Here is an 18,163-nt window from a genome sequence, read left to right on the forward strand (position 1 = left end):
ATTTTTATTAAGTTAAAGAACGGATTCAATTGCAGTGGTCATTTTCAATGGAGAAGTTTGTGGTGCAAATCGTTCAATTACTTTTCCATTTCGATCAATCAAAAATTTAGTGAAATTCCATTTTATGGCTTTAGTGACCGTACCAGGAGCTTCATTTTTAAGATAAGTAAAAAGAGGATCTGTATTTTCTCCATTTACATCAATCAATTGATGCATAGGGAAGGTAACGCCATAAGTGGCTTTACAAGCTTCTGCTGCTTCAGTCGCTGAAGCTAGTTCTTGTTTAAATTGATTCGAAGGAAAGCCTAATATAACCAAACCTTGTGACTGATAAGCTTGATAAAGTTCTTCTAATTGCTCGAATTGCGGTGCTAGGCCGCATTTTGTTGCAGTATTGACGATGATTATTGGTTTGCCGGCATATTTTTCCAATGAATAAACTGTGCCGTCTTCTAAAGCAACTTCAAAATTATAGATAGACATAAAATTTTCTCCTTCCTATTATATGATAAAAAGAGTGCTAAACTGAAAACTAGCTATTTGTTTTCTCGTTTAGTACTCTTTTCAGACAATAAATAGTTAATAAAACGACTACGAAGATAAGATAACTTTATTGCTTCTCACCTTTACGTTCTTTTAGAAACTATGCTTCTACTTCAGACCATTCATCGCGTTTTGCTAAAAATTCACGAGCTAAGGCTTGTGCACCTTCTAATGTATGACTAGCAGCCCAGCCGCATTGTGTTTCATTGCTTGCTGGCACTTCAGTAGCTTCAAGGACATCTTTCATGGTTGCTTCCAGAACATCTAAAATATCTTCGTAACTTTCATGATTCAATACAGTCAAGTAAAAGCCTGTTTGGCATCCCATTGGTGACCAGTCTACGATATAATCTGCATGATTACGGATTAGTTCAGCAGTCAAGTGTTCCAGTGAATGCAGACTTGGCATATCCATATGTTCTTTATTTGGTTGTTTAAAGCGGACGTCGTATTTAATAATGACATCGCCATGTGCACCTGTTTTTCGATCGGCTACACGTACATAAGGTGCTTTGACTTTTGTATGGTCAAGATTAAAACTTTCGACATTCATTCTCATTTATAAGACTCCTATCTATTTGTTCATTTGTTTTGATGTTTTCCACTAAAGAATTATTTAGTGAAATTTACAAAAACGTCTTTCTACTTGATTCTAACACTTATCGTTTCCAAGGTGTAGCAATCTGAAATATTTTTTAGATTTTTCTGCTAAACCATTTATGCGGACTTTCTAGTTTTTGATTGTGTCAAATGCCTGAGCTAAATCGTTTATGAGATCCTGACCATACTCAATTCCTACAGAAAGACGGATCAAGCCGTCCTTTATGCCAGCCTCTTCACGTTTTTCTTTTGGAATAGACGCATGAGTCATGACAGAGGGAATTTCTACTAAACTTTCTACGCCACCTAAACTTTCTGCTAAAGTAAATAGTTGGAGAGATTCAACAAAAGGAATAGCAGTTGCTTCATTTTTTAAAGTAAAAGAAACCATTCCGCTAAAGCCGCTCATTTGTTGCTTAGCAATTCCATAAAGTTCATGGTCGGGTAATCCTGGATAGTAGACCTTTTCTACTGCTGGATGAGAAAAAAGAAAATCAGCTACTGCAAAAGCATTTTTTTGATGTTCCTCCATACGAACACTTAGAGTCTTGATCCCACGCTGAAGTAACCAGCTATCTTGAGGACCAAGAACGGCACCGATAGCATTTTGGTAAAATCCGATCTGCTCAGCCAGCTCTTTATGTCTAGTAGTCACTAAACCAGCTACTACATCGCTGTGTCCGCCTAGATATTTGGTGCCGCTGTGGACAACGATATCAGAACCAAGATCTAATGGTCTTTGAAAATAAGGAGTAGCAAATGTATTGTCAGCAATAACTATCAATCCATGTCGATGAGCCAGAGTGGCACTTTTTTCTAAATCAGTAATCTTTAGAAGCGGATTGCTAGGTGTTTCAAGATAAAGTGCTTTTGTATTGGGTTGGATGGATTGTTCTATTTTATCAAGATTGCTCGTATCTATGATCGTATACTCGAGACCATTTTTAGTAAGAACCTTGTCAAATAGACGGAATGTTCCTCCATAGACATCATCTCCTAATAAGATATGATCGCCAGCTTCAAAAAGAGAAAAAACGGCATGAATCCCAGAAAGACCAGAAGAAAAAGCAAATCCTCGAACACCTCCTTCCAAATCAGCAATCAGTTCTTCCAGTGCAAAACGAGTAGGATTACCAGATCTTGAATATTCATATTGTTTAGGATGACCGACTCCATCTTGCCGATAAGTGGATGTTTGATAAATAGGAACACTGACAGCTCCTGTTGTGGGATCTTCACTGATGCCTCCGTGGATCAATTTTGTTTGAATGTGCATGTTTCTTTCCTCCTATAAGTAAATGTTTTTTGATAAATAGCGGTCTGCTGCGTCTGGAAAAATCGTAACGACACGATGACCAGGTGGTAAACGACGAATTTCTCTTAATGCTGCTGCAAAAGCCGCACCACTCGAACTTCCGACTAATAGTCCTTGTTCTCGTGCTAATTGCCTAGTATAGTTAAACCCTTCTCCATCAGAGATTGTTTCGATCTGATTGATTGAAAGGGGAGAAAGAAACGGCGGAATGAATTCTACACCGATACCCTCAATTTCATGAGGGGCTGGATCTCCGCCATTTAACACAGAGCCCTCTGGTTCTACACCGATTATTCGAATGTCGGGATATTTTTCTTTCAAAAAGGTAGAAGTTCCAGCAAAGGTTCCACCGCTACCGATCCCTGCCACAAAACTATGGATATCTTCTTTGATTTCATGAAAGATTTCTGGTCCTAACGTATGATAGTAAGCAGCGGGATTATCTTTATTTTCAAATTGAAGAGGCAGATAGCTGTTCGATATCTCTTCTGCAAGTTTTTTACTTTTGCTGATGGCACCGACGATTCCTTTCTCACTAGGAGAATGGATGATCTTTGCTCCCAATGCTTTCATCAATTGCTGTTTTTCTAAGCTGAACTTCTCTGGAACAACAAAAATCGTTCTTAACCGATGTGTGAGTGCGGCCAGAGCAATCCCAATCCCTGTGTTTCCGGCAGTCGGTTCGATGATCGTCGTTTTTTCATTGATTTTTCCTTGGGCAAGTCCTTCTTTGATCAAATAACTGCCCAATCGATCTTTGATACTTCCTCCTGGATTTAAATATTCCAGTTTTGCATAAATAGCAGAACCTTTAGGCATAGAATAGTGCTGATTGTCAAAGCGATAAAGCGGTGTAGAACCAATAGCTTCTGTAATTGTCGAGATAATCATATGGACCTCCTAAAAAAGATAATAAAAAAAGGAGCTGACTATTAAATCAGCTCCTTGAAAGACATAGAGAAAAATTGAGTAGACAAAAAGGTAAGTTACCTAGTACTCATTCTATGAAGGGCAATTAATAGACATGACAAATAGTATGCTGCTTTTACGCACCATACAACAGCAACGATTCCATTGTTTTTGGTTGCTGACTGTCATGTGTATCCCTCCAAGTAAAATTTTTATTAACGATAGCATGAAAAAAAATAAAAGTCAAAGGCTTGAAAGGAAAAATTTTTCGATAGTATCGTTTACCCGTATTTACTTTTTTTTGTCAAATAGTCATGAAACCTTAAAAGATAGAGAATACTCTAGTTTTCTGACCGGTTGTCTGATACAATAAAGTTGATTATGATAAAGAAAAGAAGGAGCAAAAATAATGATCTCAGCAAGTGATTTAAGAGCCGGTATGACGTTCGTTCAAGACGGTAAATTGATTAAAGTTCTGGATGCAAGCCACCATAAACCTGGTAAAGGAAATACAGTTATGCGTATGAAACTGAAAGATGTCCGTTCAGGCGCAACATACGACACAACATTCAGACCAGAAGAAAAATTTGAAAAAGCACATATCGACACAAAACCTGTGCAATATTTGTACACGATGGACGATACAGCTTTCTTCATGGATTTGGAAACATATGAACAATATGAAATTCCTGTAGAAACAGTAGAAGAAGAAATGAAATATATCCTAGAAAACATGGAAGTAAAAATCCAATTCTTCGGTAGCGAAGTTATCGGTGTTCAATTACCAACAACTGTCGTGTTGCGTGTCGTGGAAACACAACCTTCAATCAAAGGTGCAACAGTTACTGGTTCAGGTAAACCAGCGACAATGGAAACTGGCTTAGTGGTCAATGTTCCTGACTTCATCGAAACAGATGAATTATTGGAAATCAATACAGCAGAAGGTTCTTATGTAAAACGTGCGTCAAAATAATGAGCTGACGAATTGATAAGAAGTTGAAAAACATAGCTTGACCTCTTGAAAAGTGGATCATCCGATCTGCCTTTCAAGAGGTTTTTTGTAGAATCAGCCGATTGAAAAATAAAAAAGTATTTGTTTTATTTACACTTTGAAATACAATTTAATTGAAAGATGTGATCTGTCGAATATTTTGAAAGAGAGGAATCTTTATGGGATTCATCCTATTACTGTTTTTTTATCTTTTGATTTTTTTGTTATGGGCAATAATTGTAACGCTCGCATTTCCAGAAGTGGCTTTGTACATAATTGTTGTTTTGTTTTCGATGTTCCTTCCGAATGAAATAGGTGGGCGATATATTGAATTATTGGAATTTTTTCAGCCTATCATCCATTATTTTCAACGATTTACAGAAGCGCATCTATCTGTAAAATTATTTATTCTTTTAAGCATTCCACTGAGTTACCTGCTGTTGTCTAGTCTATTACAATTTTTTGGTATTTATCCATTGCAGATCATAGGATCATGTATGACGGTAATTACTGTTTTTTATTTATTAAATGTTATTTTTCAATTAGCTTTGATTTGGAATATTTTGCTGACAGTTCCAATCTCTCTTGTAGCAATTGGTATCCGTTTAGTTGTTTATCATTCTTTGAATAAGTATTTTCATAAGTGTACGTATTTATTCACTTTTTTACTCAAAGAAAAAAATGAAAAGAAAGATACTTCTGAGCATACGCAACAATCATCTAATCAAAATAGGAACAACGAAAAAACTTCTTTAGTAATCAACGAGCCTTTTGAACTGGAAGCTTATTTTAGGCTGATCTTAGGTGTAGATGAACAGGCAACAAAAGAAGAGATCAAACATGCCTATCGACAAAAAGTCATGAAGTATCATCCAGATAAATCCGTAGAAGAAAATGCGAAAGAAAAGTACGAAGAGATTATCGAAGCCTATAAATATTTGAAATAGTTTCAAATTGCCATGTTTCCTTTTATTTTCCTACTGCTTGTATAACCAAGACAGCGTTTTCTTTCTCTTTATATTAAAATAATATTATAATTAAATTAGTTTAAAAAGAGAAAACGGAGGCTGAATAATGGAGAAGCATACGACGAAAGAGACACAGAAAGAAAATAACAACGTAAAAAAACAATTGAACTTTGCGGATAATCATGAATTTATGTTAGCTAGCCAGAATTGTGTCGCTCCCTTTAACCATTTAGAGATTATTCAAGACGGAAAAGTTATATGGAGCCAGAAAGCTTATGCATTTTTAGAAGAGGAATGTCCAAACTGTGCGAATCCAAGTCTTTGGGAAAATGCGCGATGTAACCATCAAACGGGTCTCTTTCGTGTCACTGAGCAAATCTTTCAGTTGCGGGGATTTGATATGGCCAACCTCACACTGGTTCTTACTCCAAATAATAAATGGATTGTCTTTGATACATTGATGAGTATCGAATGTTCAAGAGCAGCGATTGAGTTTGCGGATCGCTGGTTTAATGAAAACGGGTATCCAGAAGTGGAGGGGAATCTTGCAGGAATCATTATCAGTCATTCCCATGTCGATCATTTTGGTGGCATACGCGGTTTGTTTAAAGACTTCGAAGTAGATCCTTCTGTTCCGATTTATGTACCTGAAGGATTTACGGAATCTGCTATTTCTGAGAACCTTATGGTAGGGAAGGCCATGGGAAGAAGAGCAGTCTTTCAATATGGCTCTTCCTTAGAAAAAAGTCCATTTGGTTCCTTATCTGTTGGGATTGGACAAGGACAATCTACAGGCACGATCAGTTTTGAGCTTCCTACTTGTGAGATCACTGAAAATAAAATAATCGCTATCGATGGATTAGATCTGGATTTCCAATTGACCCCTGGCACAGAAGCCCCTGCCGAAATGAATACGTATATTCCAGCATATCAAGCGCTTTGGATGGCAGAAAACTGCACTTGTACGATGCATAATCTTTATACTCTCCGAGGGGCACAGATACGAGATGGAAAAAGCTGGTCGAGATACCTTATCGAGGCACAACGGCGCTATGGACCAAAAGCAAAAGTATTGTTCCATGCGCATACTTGGCCGCGGTACGCCACTGAGGAGGAACCAGATGCTATTAACAGGTATTTACTAGACCAAGCACGGTTATATAAAGGAATTCATGATGAATCACTTAAAGCTGTCAATGCCGGGTATACCATAAACGAATTAGCAGAACAAGTCGCTTTGCCAGAAGAGCTGACAAAACAGTGGTATCTAAGACCATATTACGGAACGATTGCTCATAATAGCAAGGCGGTTTATCAAAAGTATATCGGTTGGTATGATTCAAATCCGGTGAATTTAAATCCGCTTCCTCCTGAACGGGAAGCGAAACAAATGGTAAAGTACATGGGTGGAGCAGAGGCTATCTTAGAAAAAGCGCATGAAGATTATGAAAAAGGAAATTATCAATGGGCGGCAAAAGTTACGAATTTGGTCATTTACGCAGATCCTGAAAATAAAGAAGCAAGAGCGCTTTGCCGGCGATCGTTGACACAACTAGGGTATCAAACGGAATCTGGGGCTTGGCGAAATGAGTACTTGACTGGGGCACTGGAATTAAAGGAAGATGTGGACTTGTTTTCAATTGAATCGGCTGATTCGTCAGAGCTATCGGCACAGATGAATGGAGAAATGTTGCTGGATTATTTAAGCATCCATACTATTTCGACCAAAAAACAACAGACGGGCATGGTAAAGTTCACAGATGACTGGCAACTTTCAAATGGTCAAATCCATTCATTGCCAACGACTTATTTCATTGATTATTGGCAAGGAATTTTGACTTATTATCCTATTTCTTCAGACAAAGAGGAGGTCACGCTTATTTATGAAGGAAAAAGATTAGCATTCCTCCAGCAAATGCTTGATTCCTCAGGTGAACCACGAAACTGGTCCATGCTTTTTAAAGCAGATACAAACAACTATTTCAATATCATGGAACCGTGAAAATAGTTGAAATAACTCATAAATTTAAAATATCCGAACGATATGGAAGTAAGAAGGGTTTATCAACGCTAAACAGCGATAAACCTCTGCTGGTATGCAGGAATACTCTTCTGATGGTTCGGATATTTTATTTTTTGTACCCATTTTTATTTTTGTTTTAAAAAAATGTTTCGAAATATACTAGACAATTCAGAAAATTTTGTATAATATTATTCCAATAAAATTCAAATCTTTATCAAATGAAATTCCAATAAAAACGGAAAAAATGTGAAAAGAGGAATGAAAAAATGACAGAATTGATAATTGGCGGAGTCACAGCAAGCACATTAGCAGAAAAGTATAAGACACCTCTGTATGTGTATGACGAAGAAAAGATAAGACAAACGATGCTGTCATTCAAGCGAGGCTTTGTATCGAAGCATTTTGATACAAAAGTGCTTTACGCCTCTAAAGCATTCCAAACGATTGAGATGCTGCGTTTAGTCCATGAATATGGATTTGGGCTGGATGTTGTCAGCGGTGGGGAAATCTATACCGCTTTGCAAGCTGATTTTCCTAGAGATGCTATTTATTTCCATGGTAATAACAAGACCCCAGAAGAACTGATCTATGCACTTGAAAATGAGTTGTTGCATGTTGTTGCCGATAACTTGATGGAAGTCGAGTTATTAGAAGAATTAAGCCAACGCTATTCTAAAAAAGTCGATGTCATGCTTCGGTTGAATGTCGGTGTAGAAGCCCATACTCATGAATATATCGTCACTGCACATATTGATTCAAAATTCGGCATGAGCTATGAAAGTAAAGAGTGTCAGCAAGCTCTCCAATTGATAAAAGAAAGCAGTTATCTAGAGTTAGAAGGTTTTCATGCCCATATTGGGTCACAAATTTTTGATGTTACTGCTTGGCTAGCTGAAATCGACAAATTGACGAGTTACTTAACCGATTTTGACCAACCACTTTCCTTGAATCTCGGGGGAGGATTCGGGATTCGTTATACACAAAATGATCAGCCAATCCCAATCGAAGAGGCACTAAAAAAGCTGATTGAATATACGGAAGAAGCTTTGGACAAACGAAAACTGACGATTCGTCAACTACTGATCGAACCAGGAAGAAGTATTGTTGGGGAAGCTGGTACAACACTATACACGATTGGCTTCATCAAAAAGACACCACATAAAAAATATTACTTTGTAGATGGCGGGATGACAGATAATATCCGCCCAGCTCTGTATCAAGCAGCATACGATTGTGATTTAGCAGAAAAACTGTCGGAAGAAAAAACAGAAAAAGTGACGATTGCAGGAAAAATGTGTGAATCAGGTGATGTGGTAATCAAAGAAACTTATTTGCCGAAAGCAAAATCGGGTGATCTTTTAGCTGTTTATTCCACGGGGGCTTACGGATATTCGATGAGCAGCAACTACAATCGAGCGACACGACCAGCAGTTGTTTTTGTCAATAATGGTCAATCAAGACTGGTTGTTCGCAGACAATCATTTTCTGATCTACTAAGGGGGGAAGTTTCTTATGATCCTTCATAAATATAATGGCTGTGGAAATGATTTTATCTTATTAGATTACACAGAGGATACGGATTATAGTCAATTAGCCGCTTCTTTATGCGCAAAAGAAAAATATGACACAGACGGATTGATCGCCGTAAAAACCGATCCGTTGGAAATGATCTATTACAACAAAGATGGTAGCCGTGCCCCTATGTGCGGAAATGGTATTCGCTGTTTTGCTCGATATGTGAATGATCAAAATAGGGTGGATGAACAGGAATTCAACGTAGAGACGTTAGCAGGCACAAGAAAAATTACGGTGTTGGATCCCTCACCTTTTTATTGCAGCGTAGATATGGGAGTGCCAGATGATTCTCCAGAAAAAATCAAAGCTGCACAATCTTATCCAATAAAAAACCAGGAAATAGAGATTGGTGGCGAAAAAGTAACGATCACTAGTTTATTTTTAGGGACGATCCATACCGTTGTTTTTGTTGAAAATGCGCGTGAGGAAGTCTGGAAAAAAAGAGGCGAACTGATCTGTCATCATCCTTTATTCAAAGAAAAAACCAATGTCAACTTTGTAGAAGTAGTCAATGAACAAGAATTGACTGTCCGTACCTATGAAAGAGGAGTAGGTTGGACACTTGCTTGCGGTACAGGTTGCTGTGCCTCTTATGCGGTTGCGAAGGAAACTGGGAAGATTTCAGCAGATCAGGTAGTCGTTCACTTGGAACAAGGAGACTTGATGATCTCTGGTGAGGATACGATACAAATGGCTGGTCCAGCAGTTCATGAATGGACAAGAATATTGGAGGAATGAAGATGATAAAAGGTTCGATCGTGGCGCTGATCACGCCGATGAATGAAGAGGGATCAGTAGATTATGCTGGTTTGGAAAAATTGATCCAATTCCATTTAGATGAACAAACAGACGGATTATTAGTTTTGGGTACAACAGGAGAATCTTCTACACTCACACAATCTGAGGAGGAGAAGATCCTTCAACTGACAGTAAAGAAAGTGGCTGGCCGTGTGCCGGTGATTGCAGGAGCTGGAACGAATAATACGAAAGAAACGATTGAAAAAGCGAAGCATTTTTCTTCTTTGGGCGCAGATGCACTTTTGGTCATCACTCCTTACTACAACAAAACAAGTGATGCAGGATTAGCTGCTCATTTCACAGCAATTGCAGAAGCCTCGCCAATCCCGCTTATTTTATATAATGTCCCTTCTAGAACAGGCATGTCGATTCCAATCCATGTACTAGTAAATTTAGCAGAACATCCTAATATCATTGGTTTGAAAGAAGCCTCAGGAGATATGGCTTATGTGATGGATGCCGCTCGATTGATTAGCGAAAATTTCAGCCTTTACAGCGGAAATGATGATTTGATCCTGCCAGTAATGAGTGTAGGAGGGAGCGGTGTAATCAGTGTATGGGCAAATATCCAGCCTAAAATAGTCCATGAGTTAGTAAAAGATACGATGGACGGAAGATGGCAGCAAGCAAAAGAAAAACAATTAAATGCACTTGAATTGATCCATGCCTTGTTCAGTGAGACCAATCCAATTCCTGTCAAAGCAGCTATGTCATTATTAAATTTACCTTCAGGACCTCTACGCCTGCCTTTAGTGTCCCTTTCAGAAGAGAAAAAGAAACAATTAGCTCAGCTTTTGCTAAAGGAAAGGACGGTTGAAAAATGAAAATCGGACTGATTGGCACTGGACAGATGGGAAATAGAGTCGAAGAAGTTGCACAAGAAAGAGGAGATACGGTCCTTCTTTTACGGACGGCACCTAAAGAAGCAACTACGCTTGCTTTTACGGAACTGCCAGAACTGCTTATTGATTTTTCTCATCCAGATAATTTAGAGATGATCCTTTCGTATAGCTTGTCTCATCAACTTCCGTTAGTCATTGGCACGACAGGTTATACACAATCACAGTTCCAAGAAATGGAAGAACATGCCAAGCAGATACCTGTGATGTATAGTGCTAATTTTTCGTTAGGCATCATGGTGATGAACCAACTGATCAAGCAAGCAGCTGCAATGTTGCAAGGCTGGCAGATCGAACTGATTGAAAAACATCATAGTCGTAAAAAAGATGCACCATCTGGTACCGCGAATATGCTGCTTCAAACAATCCAAGAAGTACAAAAGCTTCAGCCTATATACAACTGGCAAGGACAAAAAAGAGAAGAAAATCAAATTGGTGTACACAGTATTCGTGCAGGTTCTTTACCTGGTGAACATGAGGTAATGTTTGCAGCTCCCGATGAAGTATTTACGGTCAAACATGAATCTTTTTCTAATCGAATCTTTGCTGCAGGTGCAGTAGAAGCAGCGGACTGGTTGAAAAATCAGCCACCAGGTTATTACAAATTAGAAGATTTATTAATGGATAAAGGGGTGTAAGAAACGTGGAAGCTCAAGAAATCATCCGCTACATTCAAACGGCATCTAAAAAGACGCCTGTGAAAGTCTATCTGAATGTAACCGAGCCAATCGAATTTAAAGACAGCAAAGTTTTTGGTGAAGGAAACAGCTTCGTTGTTTTTGGTGACTATGAGTCGATTGCTCCGGTTTTAGAAGCTGAAGCGGAAAAAATCATTGAAATCGAAATCGAAACTGCTGCAAGATACAGTGCAGTTCCTTTGCTGGATATCAAAAAAATCAATGCCCGTATCGAACCAGGTGCTATTATCAGAGATCAAGTGTCCATCGGCAACAATGCCGTGATCATGATGGGAGCGATTATCAATATCGGTGCAGTAATCGGTGAAAACACGATGATTGATATGGGTGCTGTCTTAGGTGGACGAGCGACAGTGGGCAAAAACTGCCATATTGGTGCAGGAGCTGTCTTAGCAGGTGTAATCGAACCCGCATCGGCTAAACCGGTTATCGTAGAAGACGGCGTGCTGGTAGGTGCGAATGCAGTGATTGTTGAAGGTATCCATATCGGAAAAGATGCAGTCGTGGCAGCAGGAGCAGTGGTTTTAGAAGATGTGGCAGCAGGCACTGTTGTCGGTGGAATACCTGCACGTGTCTTGAAAATAAGTGATGATCAGACAAAAGAAAATACAGCATTGATTGCTGCGTTACGCGAATTATAGAGGAGATGGAGAAAAATGCGCGAAATAGATACCTGTATTGTGGGGGCAACCGGATTAGTCGGACAAACGATGCTCAAAGTGTTAGAAGAATATGATTTTCCAGTAGGACGATTGAAATTATTAGCGTCAAAACGTTCAGCTGGCAAAGTTTGTGTATTCAAGGGGAAGAAACACACTGTACAGGAATTGACAGAAACTTCATTTGAAGGATATGATTTAGCGCTATTTTCTGCAGGTGCTTCTGTATCCAAAGAGTTTGCGCCAATCGCAAGAAGTCAAGGATTATTTGTTATAGATAATTCCTCGGCATGGCGAGAAGATTCGGATATTCCATTGATCGTTCCAGAGGTCAATCTCGAAGACTATACATTGAATCGGCTGATTGCGAATCCAAATTGTTCAACCATTCAAGCGGTACTACCGCTTAAAGCTTTACAAGAAGCCTTTGGAATCCAACGAGTCAATTATTCGACCTATCAAGCAGTTTCTGGTTCTGGACAGAAAGGTATCCAAGATCTTTACCGCACGCAAAATGACGAGGAACCAGCTTTGTATCCTTATAATATTAGTCAAACGGTGATTCCAGAAATCGATCAGCCTTTGGAAAATGGCTATACCAAAGAAGAACAGAAAATGATAAATGAGACCCGTAAGATTCTGCATCAGCCTGATTTGCCAGTATCAGCAACCTGTGTACGTGTGCCAATCGAGAATGGACACGGAGTCTCGGTGGCCGTTCAGTTGCAAAAAGAGTTTACGGTTGAAGAAGTTAGAGAGTGTCTCAGTCAGTTTCCAGGGATCCAATTAGAAGATGATCTAGCAGCACATAAATATCCGACGAGCATTCTTGCTAGAGGAACAGATACGGTTTATGCTGGGAGGATCAGAAAAGACACCTCTTTAGAGAACGGACTGTTGTTCTATACAACTGCCGATAACATACGCAAAGGAGCCGCTGCGAATGCCGTACAGATTGCTGCAGCTTTAATGCAGAAAATAGCGGAGGTGGCAAGATGAGTAATACGCTGAAAATAGCAAAATTCGGCGGAACATCGATGTCTCATGAAGAACAATTCAAAAAAGTCCGTACAATTGTTCTTTCAGATCCCAATCGTCAAGTGATCGTTGTTTCTGCTTTAGGCAAACGTACGTCAGATGATGACAAAGTAACAGACTTACTTTATTTGATTTATGCCTACCTTCAGCATCATGTTGATTGGACCCCCCTTTGGGAAAGAATCTGTGAACGTTTCATTCAAGTAAGGGACCTTCTTGACCTGCAGTTACCTGTGGAAGAGGAACTGGCACGCATACAAAAACAACTGGAAGATGAAAAGATAACTGAAGATTATTTAGTAAGCAGAGGTGAATATCTGACTGCTCGACTGATGGCTGAGTATCTTGGTTACCAGTTCTTTGATGCAAAGGACCTGCTGTTCTTTGACTATGATGGAAAAATCGATGAGGAAAAAACAGCACAGGAAATCACAAAAGCATTTAAAAGATATCCGAAAATGGTTGTTCCAGGATTTTACGGGGCAAACCCTGCAGGCAAAGAAAAATTATTGGGACGTGGGGGAAGCGACATTACTGGCGCGATACTGGCGAAGATGCTACAAGCGGCGAGTTATGAGAATTGGACAGATGTTTCAGGAATCATGATGGCTGATCCGCGAATCATCGATCATCCTAAAATCATCGAGGAAATCTCTTTTAGAGAGCTGAGAGAGATGGCTTATATGGGGGCTAATGTTCTTCATGAAGCAGCTGTTTTCCCAGTTCAAGAGGCGGATATCCCCATCCAAATAAAAAATACCAATGATCCTTTCGCTCAAGGAACAAAAATATCGAATCACGAAGTGGAAAAGGAAAATGGACTGACAGGAATAGCTGGACGCAAGGATTTTCTTTCGATCACTTTATTCAAACGTCATATGTCCGATGAAATCGGGTTTATCTGGAAAGCAATGAGTATTTTTGCTAAACATGAGATATCAATCGAACATATTCCTTCAGGGATCGACAATATCGGAGTGATCGTCTCAGCAGAAGCGATTGCCGATAAATTATTTCTCATCACGAAAGAATTAAAAGAAACACTTGGCGTCGAAGAAATCGTCGTGATTGAAGACTTAGCTTTGATCTCTGTCGTTGGCGGACCGCATAAAGAATTGATCGGTTTATCTGGGAAAGTGTTATCGATATTGAACAAATTAGAAATTCGCACATCGATCTTATCACAAGGAGCACAGGAGTTGAATCTAATCATCGGTGTACCGAATGATCAGTATGAAACCGTAGTGAAGGGTATCTATGAAGGGATGGTGAATACGGATGCTGAAAGAATATCGAATGGCACTCCATCAAATTCCTGAAATCGGATTTCATGAATTCAAAACAAAAAAATATTTATATGAACAAGTAAAAAATAGTGGAGCCGTTATCCATGAAATCGGCGAAACAGGACTGCTTCTTTATTATGATAATCAACAAGAAGAAACGATTGCTTTTCGAACAGATATCGATGCACTGCCAGTCAAAGAAGAAACAAATCTCTCTTTTGCTTCTAAGCATGAAGGGTATATGCATGCATGTGGTCATGACGGACATATGGCGATGCTTTTAGGGTTGACCGACTTTATAACTGAACACATCGAGGAGCTTATTTATAATGTAGTACTGATCTATCAGCCATCAGAAGAAATTTCCGGCGGCGCACAAAGTGTTATTCAGTCAGGATTGTTAGATAAATATGAAGTACAAGCAATATTTGGCTTTCATCTATGGCCTGGACTAGCGAAAGGAGAAGTTTTTTCTCGACCAGGACCTTTGATGGCACAAAGCAGTGAAACAGACATTATCATCAAGGGCCAGTCCGCGCATATTGCTTCTAGTGAAAAAGGAATCGATAGTCTGGAGGCAGCTGTACGATTTTTGAAGAATGTTTATGATTTTGATCGGCAATTACCGGCAGAGTGGAATCATCTAATGAAATTTGGTCAAATCCAAGGTGGAACGATCCGAAATGTTTTAGCTGGAGAAGTTATTGTATCCGGCAGTATCCGTTCTTACAGTTCAGATATGCAAAATTATTTGAAGAGAGGATTAGCTCATTTAGCAGAACAGTTTCACTCTGCAGCTACTATTTCTTTCCGCTATAATGACGGCTATCCAGCTGTGATCAATCATAGAGGCTTATATGCAGCATTGTCGGATTCAAACAAATTACATGAATTAGAGGATCCAGTTCTTCAAGCCGAAGATTTTGGCATATATACGCAACAATATCCATGTGTATTTTTCTTTTTAGGTGTCGGTGATACCCCTGCTTTACATGATCCGACGTTCGATTTTGATATGGATGTTTTAGAAAATGGTGTAGAATGGTACAAAACGATTCTTTTTACAGAAAATCTTCTTGAAAAAATCGATAGCAGTTCAAAAGAGGAGCGAGTAAATAATGATGAATTTATCCAATCGATTTAATCCCAGACTTTCTAGAATAGAAGTATCTAAAATACGGCAATTCGATCAGCAAATATCGTCGATACCAGATGTGATCAAGCTCACCTTGGGAGAACCGGATTTTCCGACTCCCGAACATGTCAAACAAGCCGGAATAGCAGCGATTGAAGAAGACTTTTCTCACTATACCGGAATGAGAGGACTGGAGGAACTGCGGGAAGCTGCTTGTATGTTTCAGCAGCAGCGTTATGGATTAACTTATGATCCGCAAACGGAAGTTTTGACGACGGTTGGTGCAACGGAAGCGATTGCCTCTGCATTGTTATCTGTTTTAGAAGAAGGAGACAAGGTTCTTATTCCAGCGCCTGCTTATTCAGGATATCAGCCATTAGTGGAACTAGCTGGTGCTGAATTGATCCCGATAGATACTTCTGACACAGGGTTTGTCTGTCAGCCGGAACAATTTGAACGAGCATTTGAACAATATGGATCAGCTATCAAAGCAGTCATTTTAAATTATCCTAACAATCCAACTGGGACGACATTGTCTGCAAGCCAGTTGGAGGTAATCGCTGAAGTTTTAAAAAAATATCCGGTATTTGTTATAAGTGATGAAGTATATGCTGAATTGACTTACACTGGAACGCATATGTCCATAGCTTCTTATCTTCCGGAACAAACAATCGTGATAAGCGGGTTATCCAAGTCACATGCGATGACTGGTTGGCGAGTGGGGTTTATTTTTGCTCAAAAAGCCCTTATTGACGAACTAATTAAAGTCCATCAATATCTGGTGACTGCGGCTACAACGATGTCGCAAAAAGCTGCGGCTGAAGCGCTAATAAATGGAGTAAAAGATAGCGAGAATATGAAAGAGCAATATCAAACACGAAGAGACTATCTGGTCCAGCAATTGGCGCCTTTAGGATTTGAAGTGACTCAGCCAAACGGTGCATTTTATTTATTTTGCAAACTCCCAGCTGTCATTCAAACCGACTCTTGGCAGTTTTGTGTAGACTTAGCGGAACGGGCAAAAGTTGCGTGTATCCCTGGCATTGCATTTGGCCCAGAAGGAGAAGGCTATATACGGATTTCTTATGCTAGCAGTATGGAAAACTTACATGAAGCTTGCAAAAGAATCAAAGACTTTTTAACAGAACAGTGATTCATGAATTTTCTCAAAAAACAATCGGCATCTTTGCGGTATATTCTGCAAGCTGCCGATTGTTTTTTAAATTTGGTTCAAATGAACGCGTTTCTTTTGATTCATAACTGATGTAATGTTAAGTTTAAATTGTTTAGAATGATTTTAAAAGAATATTCAAGGAGGTTTCATCAATGGAAAAAAACAAAGTTGTCATTGTAGGTGCATCTCATGGAGGGCATCAATCGATCTTGGAACTATTGACACGATACGGTGAAAATGTAGATGTCACGCTATTTGAAGCAGGAGACTATGTTTCCTTCATGTCATGCGGTATGGAGCTGTATCTAGAAGACAAGGTAACAGATGTAAATGATGTACGTAATTTCAGACCAGAAAACTTTCCGCAATCCAATGTTCATATTTTAAATAATCACGAAGTAAAAACGATCGATGCAGATAAAAAAACAGTAACGGTTACTAGCGCATCAGATAACGAAACAAAAGAATATCCTTATGATAAATTGATCTTGAGTTCTGGTGTCAAACCAAACAATTTGCCAGTACCAGGGGCAGATTTAGAAAATGTCTACTTGATGCGTGGATACAATTGGGCAACCAAAATCAAAGAAAAATTAAATGATCCGGCTATTAAAAAAATCGCTGTCGTAGGTGCTGGTTACATTGGGATCGAAGCAGCAGAAGCAAGCCGAAAAGCTGGGAAAGAAGTCGTCTTGCTTGATGTGATCGACAGACCCTTAGGCACTTATTTAGATGCTGAGATGACAGACATTTTAGAACAACACCTAAATGAAAACGGTATTGAAGTTTTGACAAACGCCAAAATCGAAGCCTTTACCGGAAACGGAAAAGTGGAAGCAATCAAAACAAGTGAAAAAGAAATCCCAGCAGATCTAGTCATCCAAGCTGCTGGTGTGAAGGCAAATACTGAATGGTTAAAAGGGATCGTCGACTTAGATGAACGTGGCTGGATCCAAACGAATGAATACTTGCAAACAAATCTTCCAGATGTGTATGCAGTAGGAGATGCTACACTTGCTTATTCTATCCCAGCACGCAAAAAAATGCCGATTGCTTTAGCGACTGTTGCACGTAGAGAAGCACGTTATGTAGTAAAACATCTTTTTGAAGAAGTACCAAATAAACCGTTCGGCGGAGTCGTAGGTTCCTCCGCATTAAGTGTCTTCGACTACCATTTTGCAGCAAGCGGATTAAATAGCTTCACTGCAGCAAAAGCAGGAGTAGATGTACGAGTGTCTTATTATGAAGATACGTTACGACCAAAATATGTACCAGAAGAACAAGGAAATCCAAAAGTGTCCATCCAATTATTCTCAGATCCAATGACCCATCAATTGCTAGGAGGAGCAGTATTATCTACCTATGATGTTACAGGTCAAGGAAATGTGTTGGCACTAGCGATACAAAATAAACTGACTTTAGAAGAACTGGCAGAAGCCGACTTCTTCTTCCAACCAGGTTTTGACCGACAATGGAGCATGTTGAATCTAGCCGCTCAACAAGCACTAGGAGAAGAACCATTTGTAGAATAAGGAAACGAAATATTTGAAAA

17 protein-coding genes are annotated in these 18,163 nt (G+C 39.2%); 13 read left to right on the forward strand and 4 right to left on the reverse strand.

Translation table 11 applies throughout. The features are described 5' to 3' along the window. Positions 1 to 12: 12 nt before the first annotated feature. The 4 genes from ESP02_RS10395 to ESP02_RS10410 all read right to left on the reverse strand — a co-directional run bounded on the left by ESP02_RS10395 (position 13) and on the right by ESP02_RS10410 (position 3,349). Entirely contained in the window at positions 13 to 483 is a 471-nt protein-coding gene (locus ESP02_RS10395; protein ID WP_002308095.1) for a glutathione peroxidase, read from the reverse strand. 160 nt (positions 484 to 643) lie between these two features. After that, on the reverse strand, positions 644 to 1,102 hold the full coding sequence (locus tag ESP02_RS10400; RefSeq protein WP_002289439.1) for an S-ribosylhomocysteine lyase: 459 nt from the start codon (positions 1,100 to 1,102) through the stop codon (positions 644 to 646). Between the two features lie 171 nt (positions 1,103 to 1,273). Then, positions 1,274 to 2,419: a cystathionine gamma-synthase gene (locus ESP02_RS10405; RefSeq protein ID WP_002373446.1), complete on the reverse strand. Its 1,146-nt coding sequence runs from the start codon at positions 2,417 to 2,419 to the stop codon at positions 1,274 to 1,276. A gap of 12 nt (positions 2,420 to 2,431) precedes the next feature. Continuing rightward, positions 2,432 to 3,349, reverse strand: a complete 918-nt coding sequence (locus tag ESP02_RS10410) for a PLP-dependent cysteine synthase family protein (RefSeq protein WP_002400452.1) — start codon at positions 3,347 to 3,349, stop codon at positions 2,432 to 2,434. Positions 3,350 to 3,776: 427 nt separating this feature from the next. Between ESP02_RS10410 and efp the strand changes: the two genes are divergently transcribed. From efp to ESP02_RS10480, 13 genes are all read left to right on the forward strand, one after another. Next, on the forward strand, positions 3,777 to 4,340 hold the full coding sequence (gene efp / locus ESP02_RS10420; protein ID WP_002289434.1) for an elongation factor P: 564 nt from the start codon (positions 3,777 to 3,779) through the stop codon (positions 4,338 to 4,340). A gap of 197 nt (positions 4,341 to 4,537) precedes the next feature. Continuing rightward, complete coding sequence (locus ESP02_RS10425; protein WP_038398431.1) at positions 4,538 to 5,305, forward strand: J domain-containing protein; 768 nt, start codon at positions 4,538 to 4,540, stop codon at positions 5,303 to 5,305. A 127-nt stretch (positions 5,306 to 5,432) separates the two neighbouring features. Continuing rightward, positions 5,433 to 7,328, forward strand: coding sequence for an alkyl/aryl-sulfatase (locus ESP02_RS10430; protein WP_002400454.1), 1,896 nt, complete (start codon positions 5,433 to 5,435; stop codon positions 7,326 to 7,328). A gap of 287 nt (positions 7,329 to 7,615) precedes the next feature. Next, a complete protein-coding gene (gene lysA / locus ESP02_RS10435; RefSeq protein WP_002400456.1) occupies positions 7,616 to 8,875 on the forward strand; it encodes a diaminopimelate decarboxylase in 1,260 nt (419 codons plus the stop codon). Beyond that, positions 8,862 to 9,662: a diaminopimelate epimerase gene (dapF, locus tag ESP02_RS10440; protein ID WP_002400458.1), complete on the forward strand. Its 801-nt coding sequence runs from the start codon at positions 8,862 to 8,864 to the stop codon at positions 9,660 to 9,662. Before lysA ends, dapF begins: the two co-directional genes overlap by 14 nt. A gap of 2 nt (positions 9,663 to 9,664) precedes the next feature. Beyond that, positions 9,665 to 10,546: a 4-hydroxy-tetrahydrodipicolinate synthase gene (gene dapA, locus ESP02_RS10445; protein ID WP_025478415.1), complete on the forward strand. Its 882-nt coding sequence runs from the start codon at positions 9,665 to 9,667 to the stop codon at positions 10,544 to 10,546. Then, positions 10,543 to 11,259 (forward strand): 4-hydroxy-tetrahydrodipicolinate reductase, encoded by a 717-nt coding sequence (gene dapB, locus ESP02_RS10450; protein ID WP_002400460.1) that lies wholly within the window; start codon positions 10,543 to 10,545, stop codon positions 11,257 to 11,259. The genes dapA and dapB overlap by 4 nt, the downstream gene beginning before the upstream one ends. Before the next feature lie 5 nt (positions 11,260 to 11,264). After that, positions 11,265 to 11,960: a 2,3,4,5-tetrahydropyridine-2,6-dicarboxylate N-acetyltransferase gene (gene dapD, locus ESP02_RS10455; RefSeq protein ID WP_002400461.1), complete on the forward strand. Its 696-nt coding sequence runs from the start codon at positions 11,265 to 11,267 to the stop codon at positions 11,958 to 11,960. A 15-nt stretch (positions 11,961 to 11,975) separates the two neighbouring features. Continuing rightward, entirely contained in the window at positions 11,976 to 12,977 is a 1,002-nt protein-coding gene (locus ESP02_RS10460; RefSeq protein WP_002400462.1) for an aspartate-semialdehyde dehydrogenase, read from the forward strand. Next, positions 12,974 to 14,335, forward strand: a complete 1,362-nt coding sequence (locus ESP02_RS10465) for an aspartate kinase (RefSeq protein WP_002400464.1) — start codon at positions 12,974 to 12,976, stop codon at positions 14,333 to 14,335. The genes ESP02_RS10460 and ESP02_RS10465 overlap by 4 nt, the downstream gene beginning before the upstream one ends. Further along, positions 14,295 to 15,446 (forward strand): M20 family metallopeptidase, encoded by a 1,152-nt coding sequence (locus ESP02_RS10470; protein ID WP_002400465.1) that lies wholly within the window; start codon positions 14,295 to 14,297, stop codon positions 15,444 to 15,446. The genes ESP02_RS10465 and ESP02_RS10470 overlap by 41 nt, the downstream gene beginning before the upstream one ends. Then, positions 15,421 to 16,590: a pyridoxal phosphate-dependent aminotransferase gene (locus ESP02_RS10475; protein ID WP_002400466.1), complete on the forward strand. Its 1,170-nt coding sequence runs from the start codon at positions 15,421 to 15,423 to the stop codon at positions 16,588 to 16,590. Before ESP02_RS10470 ends, ESP02_RS10475 begins: the two co-directional genes overlap by 26 nt. Positions 16,591 to 16,763: 173 nt before the next feature. Further along, positions 16,764 to 18,143: an FAD-dependent oxidoreductase gene (locus ESP02_RS10480; protein ID WP_002400467.1), complete on the forward strand. Its 1,380-nt coding sequence runs from the start codon at positions 16,764 to 16,766 to the stop codon at positions 18,141 to 18,143. The last annotated feature ends 20 nt before the right edge of the window (positions 18,144 to 18,163 follow it).

The organism is Enterococcus sp. NBRC 3427 (assembly GCF_007996925.1).
Lineage (GTDB): Bacteria > Bacillota > Bacilli > Lactobacillales > Enterococcaceae > Enterococcus_B > Enterococcus_B lactis.